The following is a 17,525-nucleotide window of genomic DNA, read 5'->3' on the forward strand; positions in this document are numbered from 1 at the left end:
CCGGACTCAGCGGTAGCGGTAGACGATACGACCGCGGGTGAGGTCGTAGGGGCTCAGCTCGACGACGACACGGTCCTCGGGGATGATGCGGATGTAGTTCTGTCGCATCTTGCCCGAGATGGTGGCGAGCACCTTGTGGCCGTTGGTCAGTTCGACACGGAACATCGCGTTGGGCAGTGCCTCGGACACCGTGCCCTCGATCTCGATGACACCGTCTTTCTTCGCCATAAACTCGCTCACGCTCAGTTGCAGACCGGCCGGTCTGCGGTGGATGGGGATTCGGTGCTTCGACACGCCAATGAAGGCGCAACGCACCAAAGATCAAGCATACGTGGTAATGCTCGACCCGGCAACTCGCCGGGAGTGTCGTCAGCCGTTCAGACGAGCGACGATGTCCTTCTGCGGGTCGCCGGTCAGGTCGGTCTTGTTCGTCAGCAGCGTGCCGTTGACGACGATCGTGGGCGTCGAAACCCCGCTCGCACCCGACTGGATCGGGGTCTGTCGGGTCATCGCCGTCACGTACTTCTCGTAGGTGCCGTCGTTGATGCACGAGGTCACGGCATCCGATGCTCCCGCACTCGTCGCGATCGAGGCGATCGTGGCGTTGTCGAGGCCCGACGTCCCCTCGGTCGGCTGCTGGGCGTACATCGCCTTCACGAACGCCTGCACGTTCGCGGGGTTGTCGACCGCGACGCAGTAGGCGGCGCTCGCGGACCGCGTCGAGTACTGCGTCCCTTGCGACGAACGATCCAGGATCGAGATCGGGTGGATGTTCAGCGTGATCGTCCCGTCGTCGACGAGCTGCTGGATCGTCGGCCCGTAGGACTGCTCGAAGGAGTTGCAGATCGGGCACATGAAGTCGACGTACGTGTCGACCGTCTTCGCGCCGGAACCCACCGCGATGGCACCCGTGTCGGTGTTCACGGCAGAAGACTGGGGCAGGGTGCCCGCCGAGGTCGCCTGGCTGTTGGCGAACCACACCACGCCGCCCACCACGAGGACGATCACCACCGCCGCAGCCGTGATGCCGATCGCGAACCAGTTCGTGGCCTTGCGTGCCGCAGCCATCATCATGAATCGATCTCCTTCGGCACCACACCGAAGGGCGCCAGTTTTTCTGCACCACCGTCGGGCGCGGTGAGAACCCAGATGCCTCCATCGTGCACGGCGACGCTATGTTCCCAATGGGAGCCCGCTGTGCCGTCGACCGTGGACACCGTCCACCCGTCGTCCTCGACCACGGTCGCCTGATCGCCGATGACCACCATGGGCTCGATCGCGACCGCAAGACCGGGCCGCACCTCGGGGCCGCGATCATCGACGGCGTAGTTGAAGACGCTGGGCGACTCGTGCATCTTGCGTCCGATGCCGTGGCCGACGTAATCCCGGAGGATGCCGTAGCCCCCGCTCGGGGCGTTCTCGTCGATGTACGCCTCGATGGCGGCCCCCACCTCGGCGAGGTGCGACGCCCTGCTGAGAGCGGCGATGCCTGCCCACAGCGATCCCTCGGTGACCTCCGACAGGCGACGACGGGGAGCGACGAGGGTCTCGGGGGCGTCACCGGGCACGATGACCGTGAAGGCCGAGTCGCCGTTCCACCCGCGGAACTCCGCGCCCGCGTCGATCGACAGGATGTCGCCCGCTTGCAAGGGACGATCGTTCGGGATGCCGTGGACCACCTGCTCGTTCACCGAGGCGCAGATCGTGTGGCGATAGCCCCGCACCATCTGGAAGTTCGACACGGCGCCGCGCGCGGCGATCACCCGCGCCGCTTCGGCGTCCAGCTCGAGCGTCGTCATACCCGGCGCGATCAACGCTCGAACCGCGTCCAACGCGGCAGCCGTGATGAGCCCGGGCTCCACCATCGCGCGCAGCTGCGCGGGCTTCTTGTAGATCGAGGAGCGGAAGACCACTGTCAGTCAGCCGTACGACGGCGAAGACCGCGCGCGTCGAGCGCCGCGAAGACCCGCTCCGTGACCTCGTCGAGGCCGCCGACGCCGTCGATCTCGTCGACGATGCCTCGCGTGCCGTACACGCCGAGGATGGGCGCCGTCTCGCGCTCGTAGATGTTCAGACGGGTCTCGATGGCCTCGGCGGTGTCGTCCGCGCGCCCCTGCTCGACGGCGCGGGCAGTCAGGCGGGCCAGCGACTCGTCCCGGGGGACGACCAACGCGATGACGGCGTCGAGAGACTCGTCGCGACCGCCCAGGAACTCATCGAGGTGCATGACCTGAGCCAGGTTGCGGGGGTATCCGTCGAGGAGGAACCCCTCCCCCGCGTCGGGCTGCGACAGGCGGTCGCGCACGACCGCGCTCGTGAGCTCGTCGGGGACGAGGTCGCCGGCGTCGATGATCGACGTCACCTGCTTGCCCAGCTCGGTGCCCTCCGCCACGTTGGCGCGGAAGACATCGCCGGTCGAGACCACGGGGATGCCGAAAGCCTCTGCGATGCGGACGCCCTGCGTCCCCTTGCCCGACCCCTGGGGGCCGACGATCAACAGACGCGCCGTCATCGGAGGAGCCCTTCGTAGTGACGCTGCTGGAGCTGAGCGTCGATCTGCTTCACCGTCTCGAGACCCACACCCACGATGATCAGAATCGAGGCGCCGCCGAACGGGAAGTTCTGGTTGGCGCCGACCGTGGCGAGCGCCACGAGCGGCAGGAGCGCGATCAGGCCGAGGTAGATGGATCCGGGCAGCGTGATGCGCGTCAGCACGTAGTCGAGGTACTCAGCGGTGGGACGACCGGCGCGGATGCCGGGGATGAACCCGCCGTACTTCTTCATGTTGTCGGCCACGTCGACCGGGTTGAACGTGATGGCGACGTAGAAGTACGTGAAGCCCACGATCAGGAGGAAGTAGATCAGCATGTACAGCGGGTGGTCACCGCGCGTGAGGTACTGCGAGATCCACGTGACCCACGGGGCCGGTTCCTGGCCCGCCTGCGGCTGGTTGAACTGGGCGATGAGCGCCGGGATGTAGAGCAGCGACGACGCGAAGATCACCGGCACCACACCGGCCATGTTGACCTTGATCGGGATGTAGGTGTTCGTCCCGCCGTACGTCCGGCGGCCGACCATCCGCTTGGCGTACTGCACGGGGATGCGGCGCTGGGACTGCTCGACGAACACGACGAGCGCGACGACCACGATGCCGACGGCCAGGACGAGGAGGAAGATCTCGACGCCGCGCGAGTTCAGGATCGACATCATCGCGGCGGGGAACGTCGCGGCGATCGACGTGAAGATGAGGATCGACATGCCGTTGCCGACACCGCGCTCCGTGACCAGCTCGGCGAACCACATCACGAGGCCCGTACCGGCGGTCAGCGTGATGATCATGAGCAGCTGAGCCCACCACACGTCATTCGTGAGGAGCTGCTGGCACTCGGGGATACCGGCCGAGCCGAAGAGCTGGCCGGAGCGCGCGACGGTGACCAGAGTGGTCGACTGCAGGAGCGCGAGAGCGATCGTCAGGTAGCGGGTGTACTGCGTCAGCTTGGCCTGACCCGCCTGACCCTCCTTGTAGAGGGTCTCGAAGTGCGGGATGACGACGCGCAACAGCTGCACGATGATCGTGGCCGTGATGTACGGCATGACGCCGAGCGCGAAGATGGACAGCTGCAGCAGAGCGCCGCCGGAGAAGAGGTTGACCAGCGACAGCAGTCCCTCGGTGCTCCCGGAGTCGCTCAGACACTGCTGGACGTTGGGGAAGTCGACGAACGGCGACGGAACGTGGGCACCGAGCCGGTAGATGGCGATGATGCCCAGCGTGAAGGCGATCTTCCGCCTCAGGTCGGGCGTGCGGAAAACCCGCGCGATGGCGCTGAACAAAGGGGATTCCTCCAGAACGATCTCGGCGCGCCGCAGGCGCACACCAAATCAGACTAACCCAGAAGGGGCCGACGGCCGTAAGGCCGCCGGCCCCTCCGGGGTTCGGGCGTCAGTTGACGGTGCCGCCGGCGGCGACGATCTTCTGCTCAGCAGAGCCGGAGACCTTGTCGACCGAGACGGTCAGCGCGACCGAGATGTCGCCGGTGCCGAGCACCTTGACCTTCTCGTTCTTGCGCACGGCGCCCTTGGCCACGAGGCCGGCGACGGTCACGTCGCCACCCTGCGGGTAGAGCTCGGCGAGCTTGTCCAGGTTCACGACCTGGTACTCGACGCGGAACGGGTTCTTGAAGCCGCGGAGCTTCGGGGTGCGCATGTGCAGCGGCATCTGCCCACCCTCGAAGCCGACCTTGACCTGGTAACGGGCCTTGGTTCCCTTGGTACCGCGACCGGCCGTCTTACCCTTGGAGCCCTCACCACGACCGACGCGGGTCTTGGCGGTACGGGCACCCGGGACGGGACGCAGGTGGTGAACCTTCAGCACGCCGGGGCGGGCCGCGGGGGCTTCCTTCTTCTCAGCCGTCTTACGGGCCGAGGCCTTCTTCGGGGCGGCGACCGTAGCGGTCTCGTCCTTCTTGTCAGCCATTAGTCGATCTCCTCAACCTTGACGAGGTGGGCGACGGTCTTGACGTAGCCGCGCGTCTGCGCGTCGTCGGGACGGACGACCGAGTCGCCGATCCGCTTGAGACCGAGCGAACGCAGCGTGTCACGCTGGTTCTGCTTCTCGCTCACCTTGGACTTGATCTGCGTGACCTTCAGACGCTCGGCCATCAGGCACCTACCTTCTGAGCGGCGGCCTCGGCGCGCACGAGGCGGGCCGGGGCGACCTGGTCGAACTCCAGGCCACGGCGGGCGGCCACGGCGCGGGGCTCTTCGAGCGACTTCAGCGCCTCGACGGTCGCGTGCACGATGTTGATCGTGTTCGACGAGCCGAGCGACTTCGAGAGGACATCGTGGATGCCGGCGCACTCGAGGACGGCGCGGACGGGACCACCGGCGATAACACCGGTACCGGCAGCGGCGGGGCGCAGGAGCACCACACCGGCGGCAGCCTCACCCTGAACGGGGTGCGGGATGGTCGAGCCGGAGCGCGGAACGCGGAAGAAGTTGCGCTTGGCCTCTTCGACACCCTTCGAGATGGCGAGGGGGACTTCGCGGGCCTTGCCGTAACCGACACCCACGACGCCGTTGCCGTCGCCCACGACGACGAGCGCCGTGAAGCTGAAGCGACGACCACCCTTGACCACCTTCGACACACGGTTGATCGTCACGACGCGCTCGAGGAACTGGCTCTCGTTGCGGTCGCGCGAACCACGGTCGCGCTGGTTGGTGTTGCGCTCGCGACCACCGCGACGCGGCTCGCGCTCACGCTCGGCGGGGGCCGTGGCCGCAGCCGCACCCTCTGCCGGTGCAGTCTGCTCGGTCACTTCGGTCTCCTTGTTGTCACTCACAGGTTCAGCCCTCCTTCGCGGGCACCGTCGGCGATCGCGGCGACGCGACCGGCGTACCGGTTTCCGCCACGGTCGAACACGACGTCGGACACGCCGACGGCCTTGGCACGCTCGGCGACGAGCTCGCCGACCTTGCGGGCCTTGGCGGTCTTGTCACCGTCGAAGCCGCGCAGGTCGGTCTCGAGGGTGGAGGCGGAGGCCACGGTGTGGCCCTTGCTGTCGTCCACGACCTGGACGAACACGTGGCGCGCGGAGCGCGTCACGACCAGACGGGGGCGAAGCTCGGTGCCCACGACCTTCTTGCGAAGACGCGCGTGACGACGAGCACGAGCGACGGACTTTGTCTTGACAGCCATGGTCACTTACCACTCTTTCCGGCCTTGCGGCGGACGACCTCGCCCGCGTACCGCACACCCTTGCCCTTGTACGGCTCGGGCTTGCGGATCTTGCGGATGTTGGCAGCGGCCTCGCCGACGGCCTGCTTGTCGATGCCGCTCACGGTGAGCTTGTTGTTGCCTTCGACCGTGAGGGTGATCCCGGCGGGCGGGTCGATGAGCACGGGGTGCGAGAAACCGAGGGCGAACTCGACCGAGCTGCCCTTCTGCGCCACGCGGTAACCCGTACCGACGACCTCGAGGCCCTTGGTGTAGCCCTGGGTGACACCGATGATGTTGTTGTTGATGAGCGTGCGGGTCAGGCCGTGGAGCGACCGCGACTCGCGCTCGTCGTCGGGGCGGGTGACGAGAACCTGGTTCTCCTCGACCGACACCTCGAGGGGCTGTGCCACGGTGAGCGCGAGCTCGCCCTTGGGGCCCTTGACGTTGACCTCCCGGCCGTTCACCGAAACGGTGACACCGGCGGGGATGTCGATGGGAAGACGTCCAATACGCGACATGTCAGATCACCACACGTAGGCGAGGACTTCCCCGCCGACGCCCTTCTGCTCGGCCTGACGGTCGGTGAGGAGACCGGAGGAGGTGGACAGGATGGCGACGCCGAGCCCGCCGAGGACCGTGGGGACCTCGGTCGACTTCGCGTACACGCGAAGGCCGGGCTTGGAGACGCGCTTGATGCCGGCGATCGACCGCTCGCGGTTCGGGCCGTACTTCAGCGTCATGTTGAGGGTCTGGCCGACACGGGCGTCCTCGACGCTCCAGTCGGCGATGTAACCCTCCTGCTTGAGGATGGCGGCGATGTTGGTCTTGAGCTTCGAGCTCGGCATCGACACGGAGTCGTGGTGCGCCGAGTTCGCGTTGCGCAGACGGGTCAGCATGTCTGCGACCGGGTCTGTCATCGTCATGTGATGCTTCTTTCTTTCATGAGGTTTCGCCTGCCGTTACACGACAGGCGACCTTCGATGATGGGCCCCCGGAAACCCGGGGGCCCAAGGTTCAGGCCTGAGCGTCGGCCGACTGGAACGGGAAGCCGAGCTGGCGCAGCAGCGAACGGCCCTCGTCGTCAGTCTTCGCCGTGGTGACGATCGTGATGTCGAAACCACGGACGCGGTCGATGCGGTCCTGGTCGATCTCGTGGAACACGGACTGCTCCTGGAGACCGAAGGTGTAGTTGCCGTTGCCGTCGAACTGCTTGGGCGACAGACCGCGGAAGTCGCGGATGCGCGGCAGCGCGAGGTTGACCAGGCGGTCCACGAACTCCCACGCACGGTCACCACGGAGGGTGACGTGCGCGCCGATGGCCTGACCCTCACGCAGCTTGAACTGCGCGATGGACTTGCGTGCCTTCGTGACGATGGGCTTCTGACCGGTGATCTTGGTGAGGTCCTCGACCGCACCATCGATCACCTTGCTGTCACGAGCCGCCTCGCCGACACCGGTGTTCACGACGACCTTGACCAGGCCGGGAATCTGCATGACGTTCTCGTAGCCGAACTCGTCCTGCAGCGCCTTCTTGATCTCGGCGTTGTACTTCTGCTTGAGGCGGGGCTGGATCTTGCCAGTCTCCGCGGCAGTCACGGTGCTCATGTTCAGAGGTCCTTGCCTGACTTCTTCGCGAAGCGCACGCGGACGGTGCGCTTGACGCCGTCCTTGACCTGCTCCTCGACCCGGCGGCCGACACGGGTCGGCTTCTTGGTCGAGGGGTCGACGATCGCGACGTTGGAGATGTGGATCGGGGCCTCGAACGTCTCGATGCCACCGGTCTTGGTGCCGCGCTGGGACTGGCCGACGCGGTTGTGCTTGGTGACGTAGTTCACGCCTTCGACGATGACGCGGTTCTGCTCGGTAAGGACCTCGAGGACCTTGCCCTGCTTGCCGCGGTCGCCGCCACGCTCGGGCTTGGCGCCCGAGATGACCTGAACCAGGTCACCCTTCTTGATTTTCGCCATGATCAGATGACCTCCGGGGCGAGCGAGACGATCTTCATGAACTTCTTGTCGCGAAGCTCACGGCCGACCGGTCCGAAGATACGGGTGCCGCGGGGCTCCCCGTCGTTCTTCAGGATCACGGCGGCGTTCTCGTCGAACTTGATGTACGAGCCGTCGGGACGGCGGGTCTGCTTGACGACACGGACGACGACGGCCTTGACCACGTCGCCCTTCTTGACGTTTCCACCCGGGATCGCGTCCTTGACCGTGGCGACGATCACGTCGCCCAGGCCGGCGTAACGACGGTTGGAGCCGCCGAGCACGCGGATGGTGAGCAGCTCCTTGGCGCCGGTGTTGTCGGCGACCTTCAGCCGGGATTCGTTCTGAATCACTTTTTACTCCTTGGATTCCAAGTAGGCCGCGAGGCTTACTTGGCCTTCTCGAGGATCTCGACCAGGCGCCAGCGCTTGGTGGCGCTCAGCGGACGGGTCTCGTTGATGACGACGAGGTCGCCGATGCCCGCCGAGTTGGTCTCGTCGTGCGCCTTGACCTTCGAGGTACGGCGGATGACCTTGCCGTAGAGGGGGTGCTTCACGCGGTCCTCGACCTCGACGACGATGGTCTTGTCCATCTTGTCGCTGACGACGTAGCCACGACGCGCCTTGCGGTAACCGCGGGCGTCCACGTCGCGGACGTCGTTCTCGGCGTGCTCGTGACCGACGACCTGCGCCTCGGCCTCTGCCTTCTTCGCGGTAGCCATTACTCGGCCTCTTCCTTCGCGGCGTCGTCAGCGGCATCCGCCTTCTTCGCCTTGCTCTTCTTCGCCTTCGTCGCCTCGACCGGGGCCGGGGTGGCGCGGATGCCGAGCTCGCGCTCACGGATCACCGTGTACAGACGCGCGATGTCGCGCTTGACTGCACGGATGCGGCCGTGGCTCTCGAGCTGGCCGGTGGCCGACTGGAAGCGCAGGTTGAACAGCTCTTCCTTGGCCTTACGCAGCTCCTCGACGAGGCGCTGGTCTTCGAACGTGTCGAGCTCGCTCGGGGCGAGCTGCTTGGTGCCGATCGCCATTACGCGTCGCCCTCCTCGCGCTTGATGATGCGTGCCTTCAGGGGCAGCTTGTGGATGGCACGGGTCAGTGCTTCACGAGCGAGTTCCTCGTTGACACCCGCGACCTCGAAGAGGACGCGGCCCGGCTTGACGTTCGCAACCCACCACTCGGGCGAGCCCTTACCGGAACCCATGCGGGTTTCCGCGGGCTTCTTGGTGAGCGGACGGTCGGGGTAGATGTTGATCCACACCTTTCCACCACGCTTGATGTGACGCGTCATCGCGATACGAGCGGACTCGATCTGACGGTTGGTCACGTAAGCGGGGGTCAGCGCCTGGATGCCGAACTCACCGAACGACACCGTGGTGCCACCGGTGGCCTGGCCCGAACGACCGGGGTGGTGCTGCTTGCGGTACTTGACCTTGCGGGGGATGAGCATTACGCCGACGCTCCTTCTGCCACGGGGGCCTCGTTGCGCGGGCCACGACGACGGTCGCCACCGCGGTCGTCACGACCGCGGGACTTGGGCGCGTTGGCCTGCTCGCGGGCGAGCTCCTTGTTGGTGAGGTCGCCCTTGTAGATCCAGACCTTCACGCCGATGCGGCCGAAGGTGGTCTTGGCCTCGTAGAAGCCGTAGTCGATGTTCGCGCGGAGCGTGTGCAGGGGCACACGGCCTTCGCGGTAGAACTCCGAGCGGCTCATCTCGGCGCCGCCGAGACGGCCCGACACCTGGATGCGGACACCCTTGGCGCCGGCACGCTGCGCGCCCTGCAGGCCCTTGCGCATCGCGCGGCGGAAAGCCACGCGAGCGGTGAGCTGCTCGGCGACACCCTGAGCGACCAGCTGAGCGTCGGCCTCGGGGTTCTTCACCTCGAGGATGTTCAGCTGGATCTGCTTACCGGTGAGCTTCTCGAGGTCGGCACGGATGCGCTCGGCCTCGGCGCCGCGGCGACCGATCACGATGCCCGGACGGGCGGTGTGGATGTCGACGCGAACGCGGTCACGCGTGCGCTCGATCTCGATGTTGCTGACACCGGCGCGGTCGAGCGACGTGGTCAGCAGGCGACGGATCTTGATGTCCTCGGCGAGGTAGTCGGCGTAACGCTGACCGGCCTTCGTCGAGTCCGAGAACCACCGCGACACGTGGTCGGTGGTGATGCCGAGGCGGAAGCCGTACGGGTTGACCTTCTGTCCCATTACTTGCTCGCCTTCTTGTTGGCGCGAGCCGGGGCCGCCTCAGCGGTCTCGGGCGTCGCGAGCACGACCGTGATGTGGCTCGTGCGCTTCTTGATCTGGAAGGCGCGACCCTGAGCGCGGGGCTGGAAACGCTTCAGCGTCGTGCCCTCGTCGACGTACGCGTTCTTCACGTACAGGTCAGCGTCATCCAGGTACTCGTTCGTCTTGTCGGCCGTGACGCGAGCGTTCGCGATGGCCGAAGCGACGAGCTTGTAGATCGGCTCGCTCGCACCCTGGGGCGCGAACTTCAGGATGGCAAGGGCCTCTTCGGCCTGCTTGCCCTTGATGAGAGCGACGACACGACGAGCCTTCTGAGGGGTCACGCGGATGTGTCGCACGCGTGCGATGGACTCCACCATTTCTCTCTCCTCTTGCCCCCGCGTCAGCGGCGGCGACCCTTCTTGTCGTCCTTCACGTGGCCGCGGAAGGTGCGGGTGGGCGAGAACTCGCCCAGCTTGTGGCCGACCATGGTCTCGGTCACGAACACGGGGATGTGCTTGCGACCGTCGTGCACGGCGATGGTGTGTCCCAGCATGGCGGGGATGATCATCGAACGGCGCGACCAGGTCTTGATGACGTTCTTCGAACCGGCTTCGTTCTGCGAGACGACCTTGCGAAGCAGGTGCTCGTCGACGAAGGGGCCCTTCTTAAGGCTGCGAGGCATCTTCCTCTACTCCTACTTGCGCTTCTTGCCGGCGGTGCGACGGCGGACGATGAGCTTGTCGCTCTCCTTGTTCGCGTGGCGGGTGCGGCCCTCGGCCTTACCCCACGGCGAAACAGGGTGACGACCACCGGAGGTCTTACCCTCACCACCACCGTGCGGGTGGTCGACCGGGTTCATGGCGACACCACGCACGGTCGGGCGGACGCCCTTCCAGCGCATGCGGCCGGCCTTGCCCCAGTTGATGTTCGACTGCTCGGCGTTACCGACCTCGCCGATCGTGGCGCGGCAGCGCACGTCGACGTTGCGGATCTCGCCGGAGGGCAGACGCAGCTGCGCGTACGGGCCGTCCTTGGCGACCAGACGCACGGAGGCGCCGGCCGAACGGGCCATCTTCGCGCCGCCGCCGGGACGGAGCTCGATCGCGTGGATCACCGTACCGGTGGGGATGTTGCGCAGCGGCAGGTTGTTGCCGGGCTTGATGTCAGCACCGGCACCCGACTCGACGACGTCGCCCTGCGACAGCTTCGCCGGAGCGAGGATGTAGCGCTTCTCGCCGTCCGCGTAGTGCAGCAGCGCGATGCGCGCGGTGCGGTTGGGGTCGTACTCGATGTGAGCGACCTTGGCGTCGATGCCGTCCTTGTCGTTACGACGGAAGTCGATCAGACGGTACTGACGCTTGTGGCCACCACCGATGTGACGCGTGGTGATGCGGCCCTGGTTGTTGCGGCCACCGGTCTTCGACAGCGGGCGCAGCAGCGACTTCTCAGGCGTCGATCGGGTGATCTCGGCGAAGTCGGCCACCGACGAGCCGCGGCGACCGGGGGTCGTGGGCTTGTACTTGCGAATAGCCATTGTTCTTGTCCTCTATCCCGACCGTCAGCCGACAGACGTGAAGATGTCGATGGTGCCGGACTTCAGCGTGACGATGGCACGCTTCGTGTCCTTGCGCTTGCCGATGCCGAAGCGGGTCCGACGGGCCTTGCCCTGACGGTTCAGCGTGTTCACCGAAGCGACCTTGACGCCGAAGATCTTCTCGATCGCGAGCTTGATCTCGGTCTTCGACGAGCGGGGGTCCACCAGGAAGGTGTACTTGCCCTCGTCGATGAGCGAGTAGCTCTTCTCGGAGACGACCGGCTTCAGGATGATGTCGCGCGGGTCCTTGTTGACGGTGGTCATGCCGAGACCTCCTCGGTGGCGCCCGACTTCGACGCGACGAAGGCGTCGTAGGCGGCCTTGGTGAAGACGATGTCGTCGGAGACGACCACGTCGTAGGTGTTCAGCTGGCCGACGGTCAGCACGTGGACGTACGCGAGGTTGCGCACGCTCTTGATCGTCAGCTCGTCGTCACGCTCGATGACCACGAGGACGTTCTTGACGGCACCGAAGGCCTTCAGCGCGGCAGCGGCGGCCTTGGTCGAGGGCGCACCCTCGATGGCGAAGCTGTCGACGATGTGGAGACGCTGCCCACGAGCACGGTCGCTGAGCGCACCCAGGAGGGCGGCCGCGATCATCTTCTTGGGGGTGCGCTGGCTGTAGTCGCGGGGCTTGGGCCCGTGGACGATGCCACCACCGGTCATGTGCGGCGCGCGGATCGAGCCCTGACGGGCGTTACCGGTGCCCTTCTGCTTGAAGGGCTTGCGGCCGGCACCCGAGACCTCGCCACGACGCTTGGTCGAGTGCGTGCCCTGGCGAGCCGCGGCGCGCTGCGCCACGACGACCTGGTGGATGAGGGGGATGTTCGTCTTGACGTCGAAGATGTCGGCGGGCAGCTCCACGGAGCCGGCCTTCTTGCCGTCGGCCTTCACGACGTCGAGCGCGAGAGTCGAGTCAGCCATGATCAGGCACCCTTCACTGCGTTGCGGACGTAGACGATGCGGCCACGAGCACCGGGGACGGCGCCCTTGACGAGCATCAGACCCTTCTCGGCGTCGACGGCGTGCACCGTGAGGTTGAGGACGGTCACGCGCTCGCCACCCATACGGCCGGCCATGCGCATGCCCTTGAACACGCGGCTCGGAGTCGACGAGGCGCCGATCGAGCCGGGCTTGCGGTGGTTGCGGTGCGCACCGTGCGAAGCGGAGACGCCCTTGAAGTTGTGACGCTTCATGACACCGGCGGTGCCCTTGCCCTTGCTGGTGCCGACGACGTCGACCAGCTGGCCGGCCTCGAAGAGGCCGTCCACGGTGAGCTCCTGGCCCAGCGTGTAGTCGGCGGCATCCGCGGTCCGCACCTCGGTGAGGTGGCGACGCGGGGTGACACCGGCAGCGTCGAAGTGAGCCGTCAGGGGCTTGTTCACCTTGCGGGGGTCGATCTGGCCGTAGCCGATCTGCACGGCGTTGTAGCCGTCCTTCTCGAGCGAGCGCAGCTGGGTCACGACGTTCGGGGCGACCTCGATGACGGTGACGGGAACGAGCTTGCCGTTCTCGTCCCACACCTGGGTCATGCCGAGCTTGGTGCCGAGGAGGCCCTTGGAGATCTTGGAGTTGATGTCAGCCATGTCGAACCTCAGAGCTTGATCTCGATGTTGACATCGGCCGGGAGGTCGAGGCGCATCAGCGAGTCGACGGCCTTGGGCGTCGGGTCGATGATGTCGATGAGGCGCTTGTGGGTGCGCATCTCGAAGTGCTCGCGGCTGTCCTTGTACTTGTGGGGCGACCGGATGACGCACACGACGTTCTTCTCGGTCGGAAGGGGAACCGGGCCCACCACGGTGGCGCCGGCACGGGTCACGGTGTCGACGATCTTGCGCGCCGACGAGTCCAGCCCGGCGTGGTCGTACGACTTCAGGCGAATGCGGATCTTCTGTCCCGCCATTGTCTGCTCTCTCTCTTTCAGCGTCTTACCCGACCTGGGGCATTGGACGCACGGTGGTGCTGACGCACCCTGGCACTTCCCCTCGCTCACGCGAGAGATGCTGCACCGCTGTTCAGCTGTCAAACCGGATGCCATGGCATCCGGCCCGCCCCTCGCACGCACGCGCGCGAATCCGATGAAGGAAGAGGGGGTTCGGTGTGGTGTTCTGCTGCCCGCGGCCCAGGACCCTGCGCCTTCGCGCCGCCTGTGCACTGCCCTGACAGTGATCCTGGCGCGCGCCGAGCGCGCACCGGAATGTGGAACTGGACTAGTCTACGGACCCGTCGGGCGTGTCGCAAACCCGGGCGTGTCGCGCGCAGGCGATGCTCAGGATCACCCGCCTCGCACGCCATCGCGCCGCCCCCGAATTGCGGGGACGGCGCGACGAGTCGGCTTCGATCAGGCGTTGCCGATGTTCTTGTCGAGGTTGTCGCGCACCTCGTCGACCTTCGCGTGCTGTTCGACAGGCACGACCTTCTTGATGGCATCCGCCGCACCGCTCAAGATCTTGTCGCTGACCTCTTCGGCCTTTTCACTCTTGAGCGCCTCTTCGATCTTGTCGCGGTTCTCGTCGAGGAGCTTCTTGCCCTTGTTGATGATGTCGTCCACGCCCATGACGGTCTCCTTCGTCGGCCACGAAGCGGCGAGCTGCCGCCCTGCCGCCATTTTGTCGAGCACACCACCCAGAGGAAAGCCCTGGTCGGTGGACACTGGCGTGCGTTACAGGGGACGCACCGGAACCCGCGACGCTCTCACCCGGGCAGGCCCGCGAGGAGCGGGGCGCACGAAGCATCGATCGTGACCGGGGTGTCGGATGCGGTGGGCGTGTGACGCAGGTCCAGCGGACCCAGGGGGCCGCCGGGGAGTTGAACGGTGTAGGACACGGTCCGCGTCTCGTCCTGCCCGAGGGTCACCATGCGACTCTCCCCCGTATTGCCGTTCTCGTTCCCGCTTCGCGAGAGGGAGGGGATGTCACCATCGGCCGGATCCATCGCGGTGATGGTGGCCCCGGGAGGCGCGAAGAACAACGTGTCGAGCATCATGGTCGTCTTCGGCAGACCCCAGTTCGGGTTGCGAGCTCCGAGCGTGTAGGCATTCGTGATGTCGTCGGTGATGCCGTTGTGCATCTTCATCGAGACCGAGACCGTGCGCGCATCCGCGTTGCACGTCGCCGACACCTCGGTGGCGAGGTGGTACTCGAGCTTGCTGATGCTGAAGTCGTTCAGATAGATGCCCAGCTGCGTCGACGTCGCGTTGTCGGAGTGCAGCGCTCCATCGAGCCCCGTCTCCGTCACGAGGGCCTGCGCCTGGTCGTCGGCGAACCACATGTTGATCCGCTGCTCCTGCGCACTGCGCGAGAGTTGATCGAACATCGCGATCGGGTTCCAGTCGCCGCTCGTGAGACGAGAGAAGACGGAGGAAGAGACCTGGGCGAAGAACTCGTCGGACGAACGGCCGTTGTCTCCACGGTCACCGAAGCGTTGATACGCGTCGCTGAGGACGAGCTTCACCGCGTTCTCCGCCGTGATCTGCTCGCCGTCGGGCAGGTCGACCGGGCCGGTGACCTCGAGCATGTGCGACAGCACTACCGGGTCGATCGAGATGACCCCGTCGAATCGCGAGCCGTCCGTGCGATCCCACAGAGCCTCGAACAGGCGCGCTGTCGTCGGGAAGTCGGGCGTGAAGGTGTAGTCCTGCGAGTAGCGGGTGAACGTGTCGGGGTACAGCGAACGCGTGCTCTCGGGCAGGTCGACGAACGAGTCGCCCGCGAGGCCGGCGGCGTAGAAGGCCATCGAGTCCGCCTGCTCTTTGAGCTCCATCCGCCCGTTGTCGACGACGAGGACGCTCGAGGCGGCGGGGTTGCCTCCGGTGGCGCGGATCTCGGCGTTGTTCTGGAACAGCACGAGATACGTGCGCGGACCATCGCCGCCCGCCGCCCCCAGCAGGGAAGGCAGATACTTCTGCACGATCGCGAGCGAGGGCGCCGCCTGATCCACGATCTGCGCCACCTGGTCGAGCGGTTCGGTCACGAGAGGCAGAAGGCCGTTCCGGTCGATTCCATCGGTCACCACCTTCGCGTCGGCGAAGGCCGAGGTGATCTCCGGCAGCGAGCCCTCCGCCTGGCGGAACGGCTCGAGGTTGATCCCGCCGCCTTCGATGGCCAACGAGGAGAAGTCGGATGCCGTGAGCAGAGCCACCGTGGGAGGCAGCGCGCGCTGGGTCAGCTCACGGGTCATCGCGGTGAGCTGCTGCACCGCCTGCGTGTTCTCCTTCACCAGAGGGATGGAGGATGCCAAGTCCCACAGCGGCCCCGAGGATCCGGCATCCGCTCGCTCGGTGAGCTCGAGCACCTCTCCCGAGACCTGGTTCAAACCGTTGATGTCTCGGCCCGCCACGATCTGAGGGACGAACGTCAACTTCGTCTGCGCGCTCAGCAGATCGGTGCGGACGACGCCGGCCTGCTGCAGGAAGGCGAGCGAAACGGCCGCGACCAGGCAGACCGCGAAGCCGAGGACACCCACGGTCCAACCGACGATCGATCCCGCGATGCGACGCCGGGGGTGTTCCACTGGAGCGGGCTCCGCCGACGAACGGCGGCGGCGCAGCGGAGGCTCGGACGAAGTCGGCCCGTAGGAGGAGTCGGCCATCAAGGGGATTCTCCTGTGCCACCATTCGTCGGCGGCTCGGTGGACGGCTGCGGCTGGGGTTCCGGCTCCGGCGGGGTGGTCGGCTCGGGAGGCGTGGTCGGTTCAGGCTCGGGCGGGGTCGTCGGTTCCGTCGTCGGCGGGTCAGACGGCTGCGGGTTCGACGGCTGCTGCTGGTTGCGGGACGGCGGATCGCTCTCGCGCTGGGGAGTGCGGGAGCGTTCCTCCTCTTCCTCGGCGGCACGGAGGTCCAGGACCCGGGTGTTCTCGGCACGCAGCGCGTCGAGGGCGGTCGCGTAGGCCGGCATCTCCGCAAGGCCGTCGCCGCCGGCCAGCTGGGCGGAATGGACAGCAGCAGCGGCGTCTCTGACGGCGTCTCGGAAGCTGTCCGCGGCCGCGTCGTTCTTGGCCACCTCGGCGCCTGCAGCCGCGTCGATCGCCGCGCCCACGTTCCGCAGTTCCGCGCGGAACGCATCGATGGAGGAGACGATCCCCGCTCGGGCGTCGCGCACGCGGGCGAGCAACGCCGGGAGCGCTTCGCGCGCGAGACGGACGTCGTCGATGGCCTGGGCGACATCGGCGAAGGACTTCTCGTCGAAGCTCGCCCGACGGTATTCCGGCACGGCGACCGGCAGAGAAGCCGAGGCAGCGGATGCGAGGCTCGCGCGGGCGGCCTCCGCCGCAGCGAGGGGTGCCGCTTCGACTCTGCCCTGCAGACCGGTCAGGGTGGCGGCGCTGGTGTCGGCCAGAGCCTGGGCGTCGGAAACGGAGGCGACATAGAGGTCAGCGGCCGTCTGCAACACATTCGTGTCGTTGCGCAATTCAGCCTCGCGTTCGCCGAGGCTGACCATCGCTTCATCGGCCGGGTTCGCCGTGGCCCGCTGAACGACGGCGAAGGACGCCGTGCCCACCAGGGCGACAATGGCGATCGCGGCGGCAGCCACGCTGAGGTAGTTGACGGCACCGGCTTTTCGTCGCCCCCCGAACAAAGGACGACGTCCGGCTTGAGCCAGTTCGGGCGCAACCCAGCCCCGATCATCGGCCCGGCCCGCGCTGGTACCCACGAGAGCAGCCAGATCTGCACTTCCGGAAGAGGACCGCACGGGGGCGGAATCGTCACCCAACAAGCTCGACAGATCGACGGTCGGTGTGACCGGAGCGGGCGCGCTCGGTCCGACGACCGACGAAAGGTCGCGCGGAACGCTGGCGGAAATCGGCTCACGACGTGTTGGCCCCTCGCCGACCAGACGCCGCAATTCCGCGGCATCAGGCCGAGCGACCGGCGAATCGCCTTCTTGGTCGCGGCCGGTCGGGAACAGAACTGCAAGATCATTCATGTTCTCTCCCGGGGGGGCGGCTCATCAGCGCATATCTGCGGATGTCGTAGGCTAGTTCGAGGGGGCGCCGTTCACAT

General features: G+C 66.6%; 28 protein-coding genes. All 28 read right to left on the minus strand.

The window, feature by feature from the left end:
- Positions 1-6 precede the first annotated feature (6 nt).
- A complete protein-coding gene (gene infA, locus MTES_RS04390) occupies positions 7-228 on the minus strand; it encodes a translation initiation factor IF-1 (RefSeq protein ID WP_013583992.1) in 222 nt (73 codons plus the stop codon).
- Positions 229-369: 141 nt separating this feature from the next.
- Positions 370-1,074: a DsbA family protein gene (locus tag MTES_RS04395; RefSeq protein ID WP_013583993.1), complete on the minus strand. Its 705-nt coding sequence runs from the start codon at positions 1,072-1,074 to the stop codon at positions 370-372.
- Positions 1,071-1,913 carry a type I methionyl aminopeptidase gene (map, locus tag MTES_RS04400; RefSeq protein WP_013583994.1) on the minus strand — a complete coding sequence of 281 codons (843 nt, stop codon included), beginning with the start codon at positions 1,911-1,913 and terminating at the stop codon, positions 1,071-1,073. The genes MTES_RS04395 and map overlap by 4 nt, the downstream gene beginning before the upstream one ends.
- A 2-nt stretch (positions 1,914-1,915) precedes the next feature.
- A complete protein-coding gene (locus MTES_RS04405) occupies positions 1,916-2,512 on the minus strand; it encodes an adenylate kinase (protein ID WP_013583995.1) in 597 nt (198 codons plus the stop codon).
- The gene (gene secY, locus MTES_RS04410) at positions 2,509-3,831 is read right to left on the minus strand and encodes a preprotein translocase subunit SecY (RefSeq protein WP_043362128.1); all 1,323 of its coding nucleotides are present in this window, start codon (positions 3,829-3,831) and stop codon (positions 2,509-2,511) included. The genes MTES_RS04405 and secY overlap by 4 nt, the downstream gene beginning before the upstream one ends.
- Positions 3,832-3,940: 109 nt before the next feature.
- On the minus strand, positions 3,941-4,474 hold the full coding sequence (rplO, locus tag MTES_RS04415) for a 50S ribosomal protein L15 (protein WP_013583997.1): 534 nt from the start codon (positions 4,472-4,474) through the stop codon (positions 3,941-3,943).
- Complete coding sequence (gene rpmD, locus MTES_RS04420) at positions 4,474-4,659, minus strand: 50S ribosomal protein L30 (protein ID WP_013583998.1); 186 nt, start codon at positions 4,657-4,659, stop codon at positions 4,474-4,476. The genes rplO and rpmD overlap by 1 nt, the downstream gene beginning before the upstream one ends.
- Positions 4,659-5,339, minus strand: coding sequence for a 30S ribosomal protein S5 (rpsE, locus tag MTES_RS04425; protein ID WP_013583999.1), 681 nt, complete (start codon positions 5,337-5,339; stop codon positions 4,659-4,661). Before rpsE ends, rpmD begins: the two co-directional genes overlap by 1 nt.
- A complete protein-coding gene (rplR, locus tag MTES_RS04430; protein WP_043361012.1) occupies positions 5,336-5,695 on the minus strand; it encodes a 50S ribosomal protein L18 in 360 nt (119 codons plus the stop codon). Before rplR ends, rpsE begins: the two co-directional genes overlap by 4 nt.
- Before the next feature lie 2 nt (positions 5,696-5,697).
- Positions 5,698-6,234, minus strand: a complete 537-nt coding sequence (gene rplF / locus MTES_RS04435) for a 50S ribosomal protein L6 (RefSeq protein WP_013584001.1) — start codon at positions 6,232-6,234, stop codon at positions 5,698-5,700.
- Positions 6,235-6,240: 6 nt separating this feature from the next.
- The gene (rpsH, locus tag MTES_RS04440; RefSeq protein WP_013584002.1) at positions 6,241-6,639 is read right to left on the minus strand and encodes a 30S ribosomal protein S8; all 399 of its coding nucleotides are present in this window, start codon (positions 6,637-6,639) and stop codon (positions 6,241-6,243) included.
- Positions 6,640-6,730: 91 nt separating this feature from the next.
- Positions 6,731-7,321 carry a 50S ribosomal protein L5 gene (gene rplE / locus MTES_RS04445; protein ID WP_013584003.1) on the minus strand — a complete coding sequence of 197 codons (591 nt, stop codon included), beginning with the start codon at positions 7,319-7,321 and terminating at the stop codon, positions 6,731-6,733.
- Between the two features lie 2 nt (positions 7,322-7,323).
- On the minus strand, positions 7,324-7,683 hold the full coding sequence (rplX, locus tag MTES_RS04450) for a 50S ribosomal protein L24 (RefSeq protein WP_013584004.1): 360 nt from the start codon (positions 7,681-7,683) through the stop codon (positions 7,324-7,326).
- Positions 7,684-7,685: 2 nt separating this feature from the next.
- Positions 7,686-8,054, minus strand: coding sequence for a 50S ribosomal protein L14 (rplN, locus tag MTES_RS04455; RefSeq protein ID WP_013584005.1), 369 nt, complete (start codon positions 8,052-8,054; stop codon positions 7,686-7,688).
- 35 nt (positions 8,055-8,089) lie between these two features.
- A complete protein-coding gene (rpsQ, locus tag MTES_RS04460) occupies positions 8,090-8,422 on the minus strand; it encodes a 30S ribosomal protein S17 (protein ID WP_013584006.1) in 333 nt (110 codons plus the stop codon).
- On the minus strand, positions 8,422-8,733 hold the full coding sequence (rpmC, locus tag MTES_RS19960) for a 50S ribosomal protein L29 (protein ID WP_013584007.1): 312 nt from the start codon (positions 8,731-8,733) through the stop codon (positions 8,422-8,424). Before rpmC ends, rpsQ begins: the two co-directional genes overlap by 1 nt.
- Entirely contained in the window at positions 8,733-9,152 is a 420-nt protein-coding gene (gene rplP / locus MTES_RS04470) for a 50S ribosomal protein L16 (RefSeq protein WP_013584008.1), read from the minus strand. Before rplP ends, rpmC begins: the two co-directional genes overlap by 1 nt.
- Entirely contained in the window at positions 9,152-9,910 is a 759-nt protein-coding gene (rpsC, locus tag MTES_RS04475; protein WP_013584009.1) for a 30S ribosomal protein S3, read from the minus strand. Before rpsC ends, rplP begins: the two co-directional genes overlap by 1 nt.
- Entirely contained in the window at positions 9,910-10,308 is a 399-nt protein-coding gene (gene rplV, locus MTES_RS04480; protein WP_013584010.1) for a 50S ribosomal protein L22, read from the minus strand. Before rplV ends, rpsC begins: the two co-directional genes overlap by 1 nt.
- A 23-nt stretch (positions 10,309-10,331) precedes the next feature.
- Complete coding sequence (gene rpsS, locus MTES_RS04485) at positions 10,332-10,613, minus strand: 30S ribosomal protein S19 (protein WP_013584011.1); 282 nt, start codon at positions 10,611-10,613, stop codon at positions 10,332-10,334.
- 12 nt (positions 10,614-10,625) lie between these two features.
- Positions 10,626-11,465, minus strand: a complete 840-nt coding sequence (rplB, locus tag MTES_RS04490) for a 50S ribosomal protein L2 (protein WP_013584012.1) — start codon at positions 11,463-11,465, stop codon at positions 10,626-10,628.
- A gap of 24 nt (positions 11,466-11,489) precedes the next feature.
- Positions 11,490-11,789, minus strand: coding sequence for a 50S ribosomal protein L23 (gene rplW, locus MTES_RS04495; RefSeq protein WP_013584013.1), 300 nt, complete (start codon positions 11,787-11,789; stop codon positions 11,490-11,492).
- Positions 11,786-12,448 (minus strand): 50S ribosomal protein L4, encoded by a 663-nt coding sequence (gene rplD, locus MTES_RS04500; RefSeq protein WP_013584014.1) that lies wholly within the window; start codon positions 12,446-12,448, stop codon positions 11,786-11,788. The genes rplW and rplD overlap by 4 nt, the downstream gene beginning before the upstream one ends.
- A gap of 2 nt (positions 12,449-12,450) precedes the next feature.
- Positions 12,451-13,110 (minus strand): 50S ribosomal protein L3, encoded by a 660-nt coding sequence (gene rplC, locus MTES_RS04505; RefSeq protein WP_013584015.1) that lies wholly within the window; start codon positions 13,108-13,110, stop codon positions 12,451-12,453.
- Positions 13,111-13,118: 8 nt separating this feature from the next.
- Positions 13,119-13,427: a 30S ribosomal protein S10 gene (gene rpsJ / locus MTES_RS04510; RefSeq protein WP_013584016.1), complete on the minus strand. Its 309-nt coding sequence runs from the start codon at positions 13,425-13,427 to the stop codon at positions 13,119-13,121.
- Positions 13,428-13,865: 438 nt separating this feature from the next.
- Positions 13,866-14,081: a hypothetical protein gene (locus tag MTES_RS04515; protein ID WP_013584017.1), complete on the minus strand. Its 216-nt coding sequence runs from the start codon at positions 14,079-14,081 to the stop codon at positions 13,866-13,868.
- A 137-nt stretch (positions 14,082-14,218) separates the two neighbouring features.
- On the minus strand, positions 14,219-16,114 hold the full coding sequence (locus tag MTES_RS04520) for a DUF4012 domain-containing protein (protein WP_013584018.1): 1,896 nt from the start codon (positions 16,112-16,114) through the stop codon (positions 14,219-14,221).
- Positions 16,114-17,448: a hypothetical protein gene (locus tag MTES_RS04525; RefSeq protein ID WP_148272804.1), complete on the minus strand. Its 1,335-nt coding sequence runs from the start codon at positions 17,446-17,448 to the stop codon at positions 16,114-16,116. Before MTES_RS04525 ends, MTES_RS04520 begins: the two co-directional genes overlap by 1 nt.
- Positions 17,449-17,525: the final 77 nt, after the last annotated feature.

The organism is Microbacterium testaceum StLB037 (assembly GCF_000202635.1).
Classification (GTDB): domain Bacteria; phylum Actinomycetota; class Actinomycetes; order Actinomycetales; family Microbacteriaceae; genus Microbacterium; species Microbacterium testaceum_F.

Coding starts and splice junctions, on each gene's coding strand:
- infA (WP_013583992.1), bottom strand. CDS start 228: ATGGCGAAGAAAGACGGTGTCATCGAGATCGAGGGCACGGTGTCCGAG.
- MTES_RS04395 (WP_013583993.1), bottom strand. CDS start 1,074: ATGATGATGGCTGCGGCACGCAAGGCCACGAACTGGTTCGCGATCGGC.
- MTES_RS04405 (WP_013583995.1), bottom strand. CDS start 2,512: ATGACGGCGCGTCTGTTGATCGTCGGCCCCCAGGGGTCGGGCAAGGGG.
- rplO (WP_013583997.1), bottom strand. CDS start 4,474: ATGGCTGACAAGAAGGACGAGACCGCTACGGTCGCCGCCCCGAAGAAG.
- rpmD (WP_013583998.1), bottom strand. CDS start 4,659: ATGGCCGAGCGTCTGAAGGTCACGCAGATCAAGTCCAAGGTGAGCGAG.
- rplR (WP_043361012.1), bottom strand. CDS start 5,695: ATGGCTGTCAAGACAAAGTCCGTCGCTCGTGCTCGTCGTCACGCGCGT.
- rplF (WP_013584001.1), bottom strand. CDS start 6,234: ATGTCGCGTATTGGACGTCTTCCCATCGACATCCCCGCCGGTGTCACC.
- rpsH (WP_013584002.1), bottom strand. CDS start 6,639: ATGACGATGACAGACCCGGTCGCAGACATGCTGACCCGTCTGCGCAAC.
- rplE (WP_013584003.1), bottom strand. CDS start 7,321: ATGAGCACCGTGACTGCCGCGGAGACTGGCAAGATCCAGCCCCGCCTC.
- rplX (WP_013584004.1), bottom strand. CDS start 7,683: ATGGCGAAAATCAAGAAGGGTGACCTGGTTCAGGTCATCTCGGGCGCC.
- rpsQ (WP_013584006.1), bottom strand. CDS start 8,422: ATGGCTACCGCGAAGAAGGCAGAGGCCGAGGCGCAGGTCGTCGGTCAC.
- rpmC (WP_013584007.1), bottom strand. CDS start 8,733: ATGGCGATCGGCACCAAGCAGCTCGCCCCGAGCGAGCTCGACACGTTC.
- rplP (WP_013584008.1), bottom strand. CDS start 9,152: ATGCTCATCCCCCGCAAGGTCAAGTACCGCAAGCAGCACCACCCCGGT.
- rpsC (WP_013584009.1), bottom strand. CDS start 9,910: ATGGGACAGAAGGTCAACCCGTACGGCTTCCGCCTCGGCATCACCACC.
- rplV (WP_013584010.1), bottom strand. CDS start 10,308: ATGGTGGAGTCCATCGCACGCGTGCGACACATCCGCGTGACCCCTCAG.
- rpsS (WP_013584011.1), bottom strand. CDS start 10,613: ATGCCTCGCAGCCTTAAGAAGGGCCCCTTCGTCGACGAGCACCTGCTT.
- rplB (WP_013584012.1), bottom strand. CDS start 11,465: ATGGCTATTCGCAAGTACAAGCCCACGACCCCCGGTCGCCGCGGCTCG.
- rplW (WP_013584013.1), bottom strand. CDS start 11,789: ATGACCACCGTCAACAAGGACCCGCGCGACATCATCCTGAAGCCGGTC.
- rplD (WP_013584014.1), bottom strand. CDS start 12,448: ATGGCTGACTCGACTCTCGCGCTCGACGTCGTGAAGGCCGACGGCAAG.
- rplC (WP_013584015.1), bottom strand. CDS start 13,110: ATGGCTGACATCAACTCCAAGATCTCCAAGGGCCTCCTCGGCACCAAG.
- rpsJ (WP_013584016.1), bottom strand. CDS start 13,427: ATGGCGGGACAGAAGATCCGCATTCGCCTGAAGTCGTACGACCACGCC.
- MTES_RS04515 (WP_013584017.1), bottom strand. CDS start 14,081: ATGGGCGTGGACGACATCATCAACAAGGGCAAGAAGCTCCTCGACGAG.
- MTES_RS04520 (WP_013584018.1), bottom strand. CDS start 16,114: ATGGCCGACTCCTCCTACGGGCCGACTTCGTCCGAGCCTCCGCTGCGC.
- MTES_RS04525 (WP_148272804.1), bottom strand. CDS start 17,448: ATGAATGATCTTGCAGTTCTGTTCCCGACCGGCCGCGACCAAGAAGGC.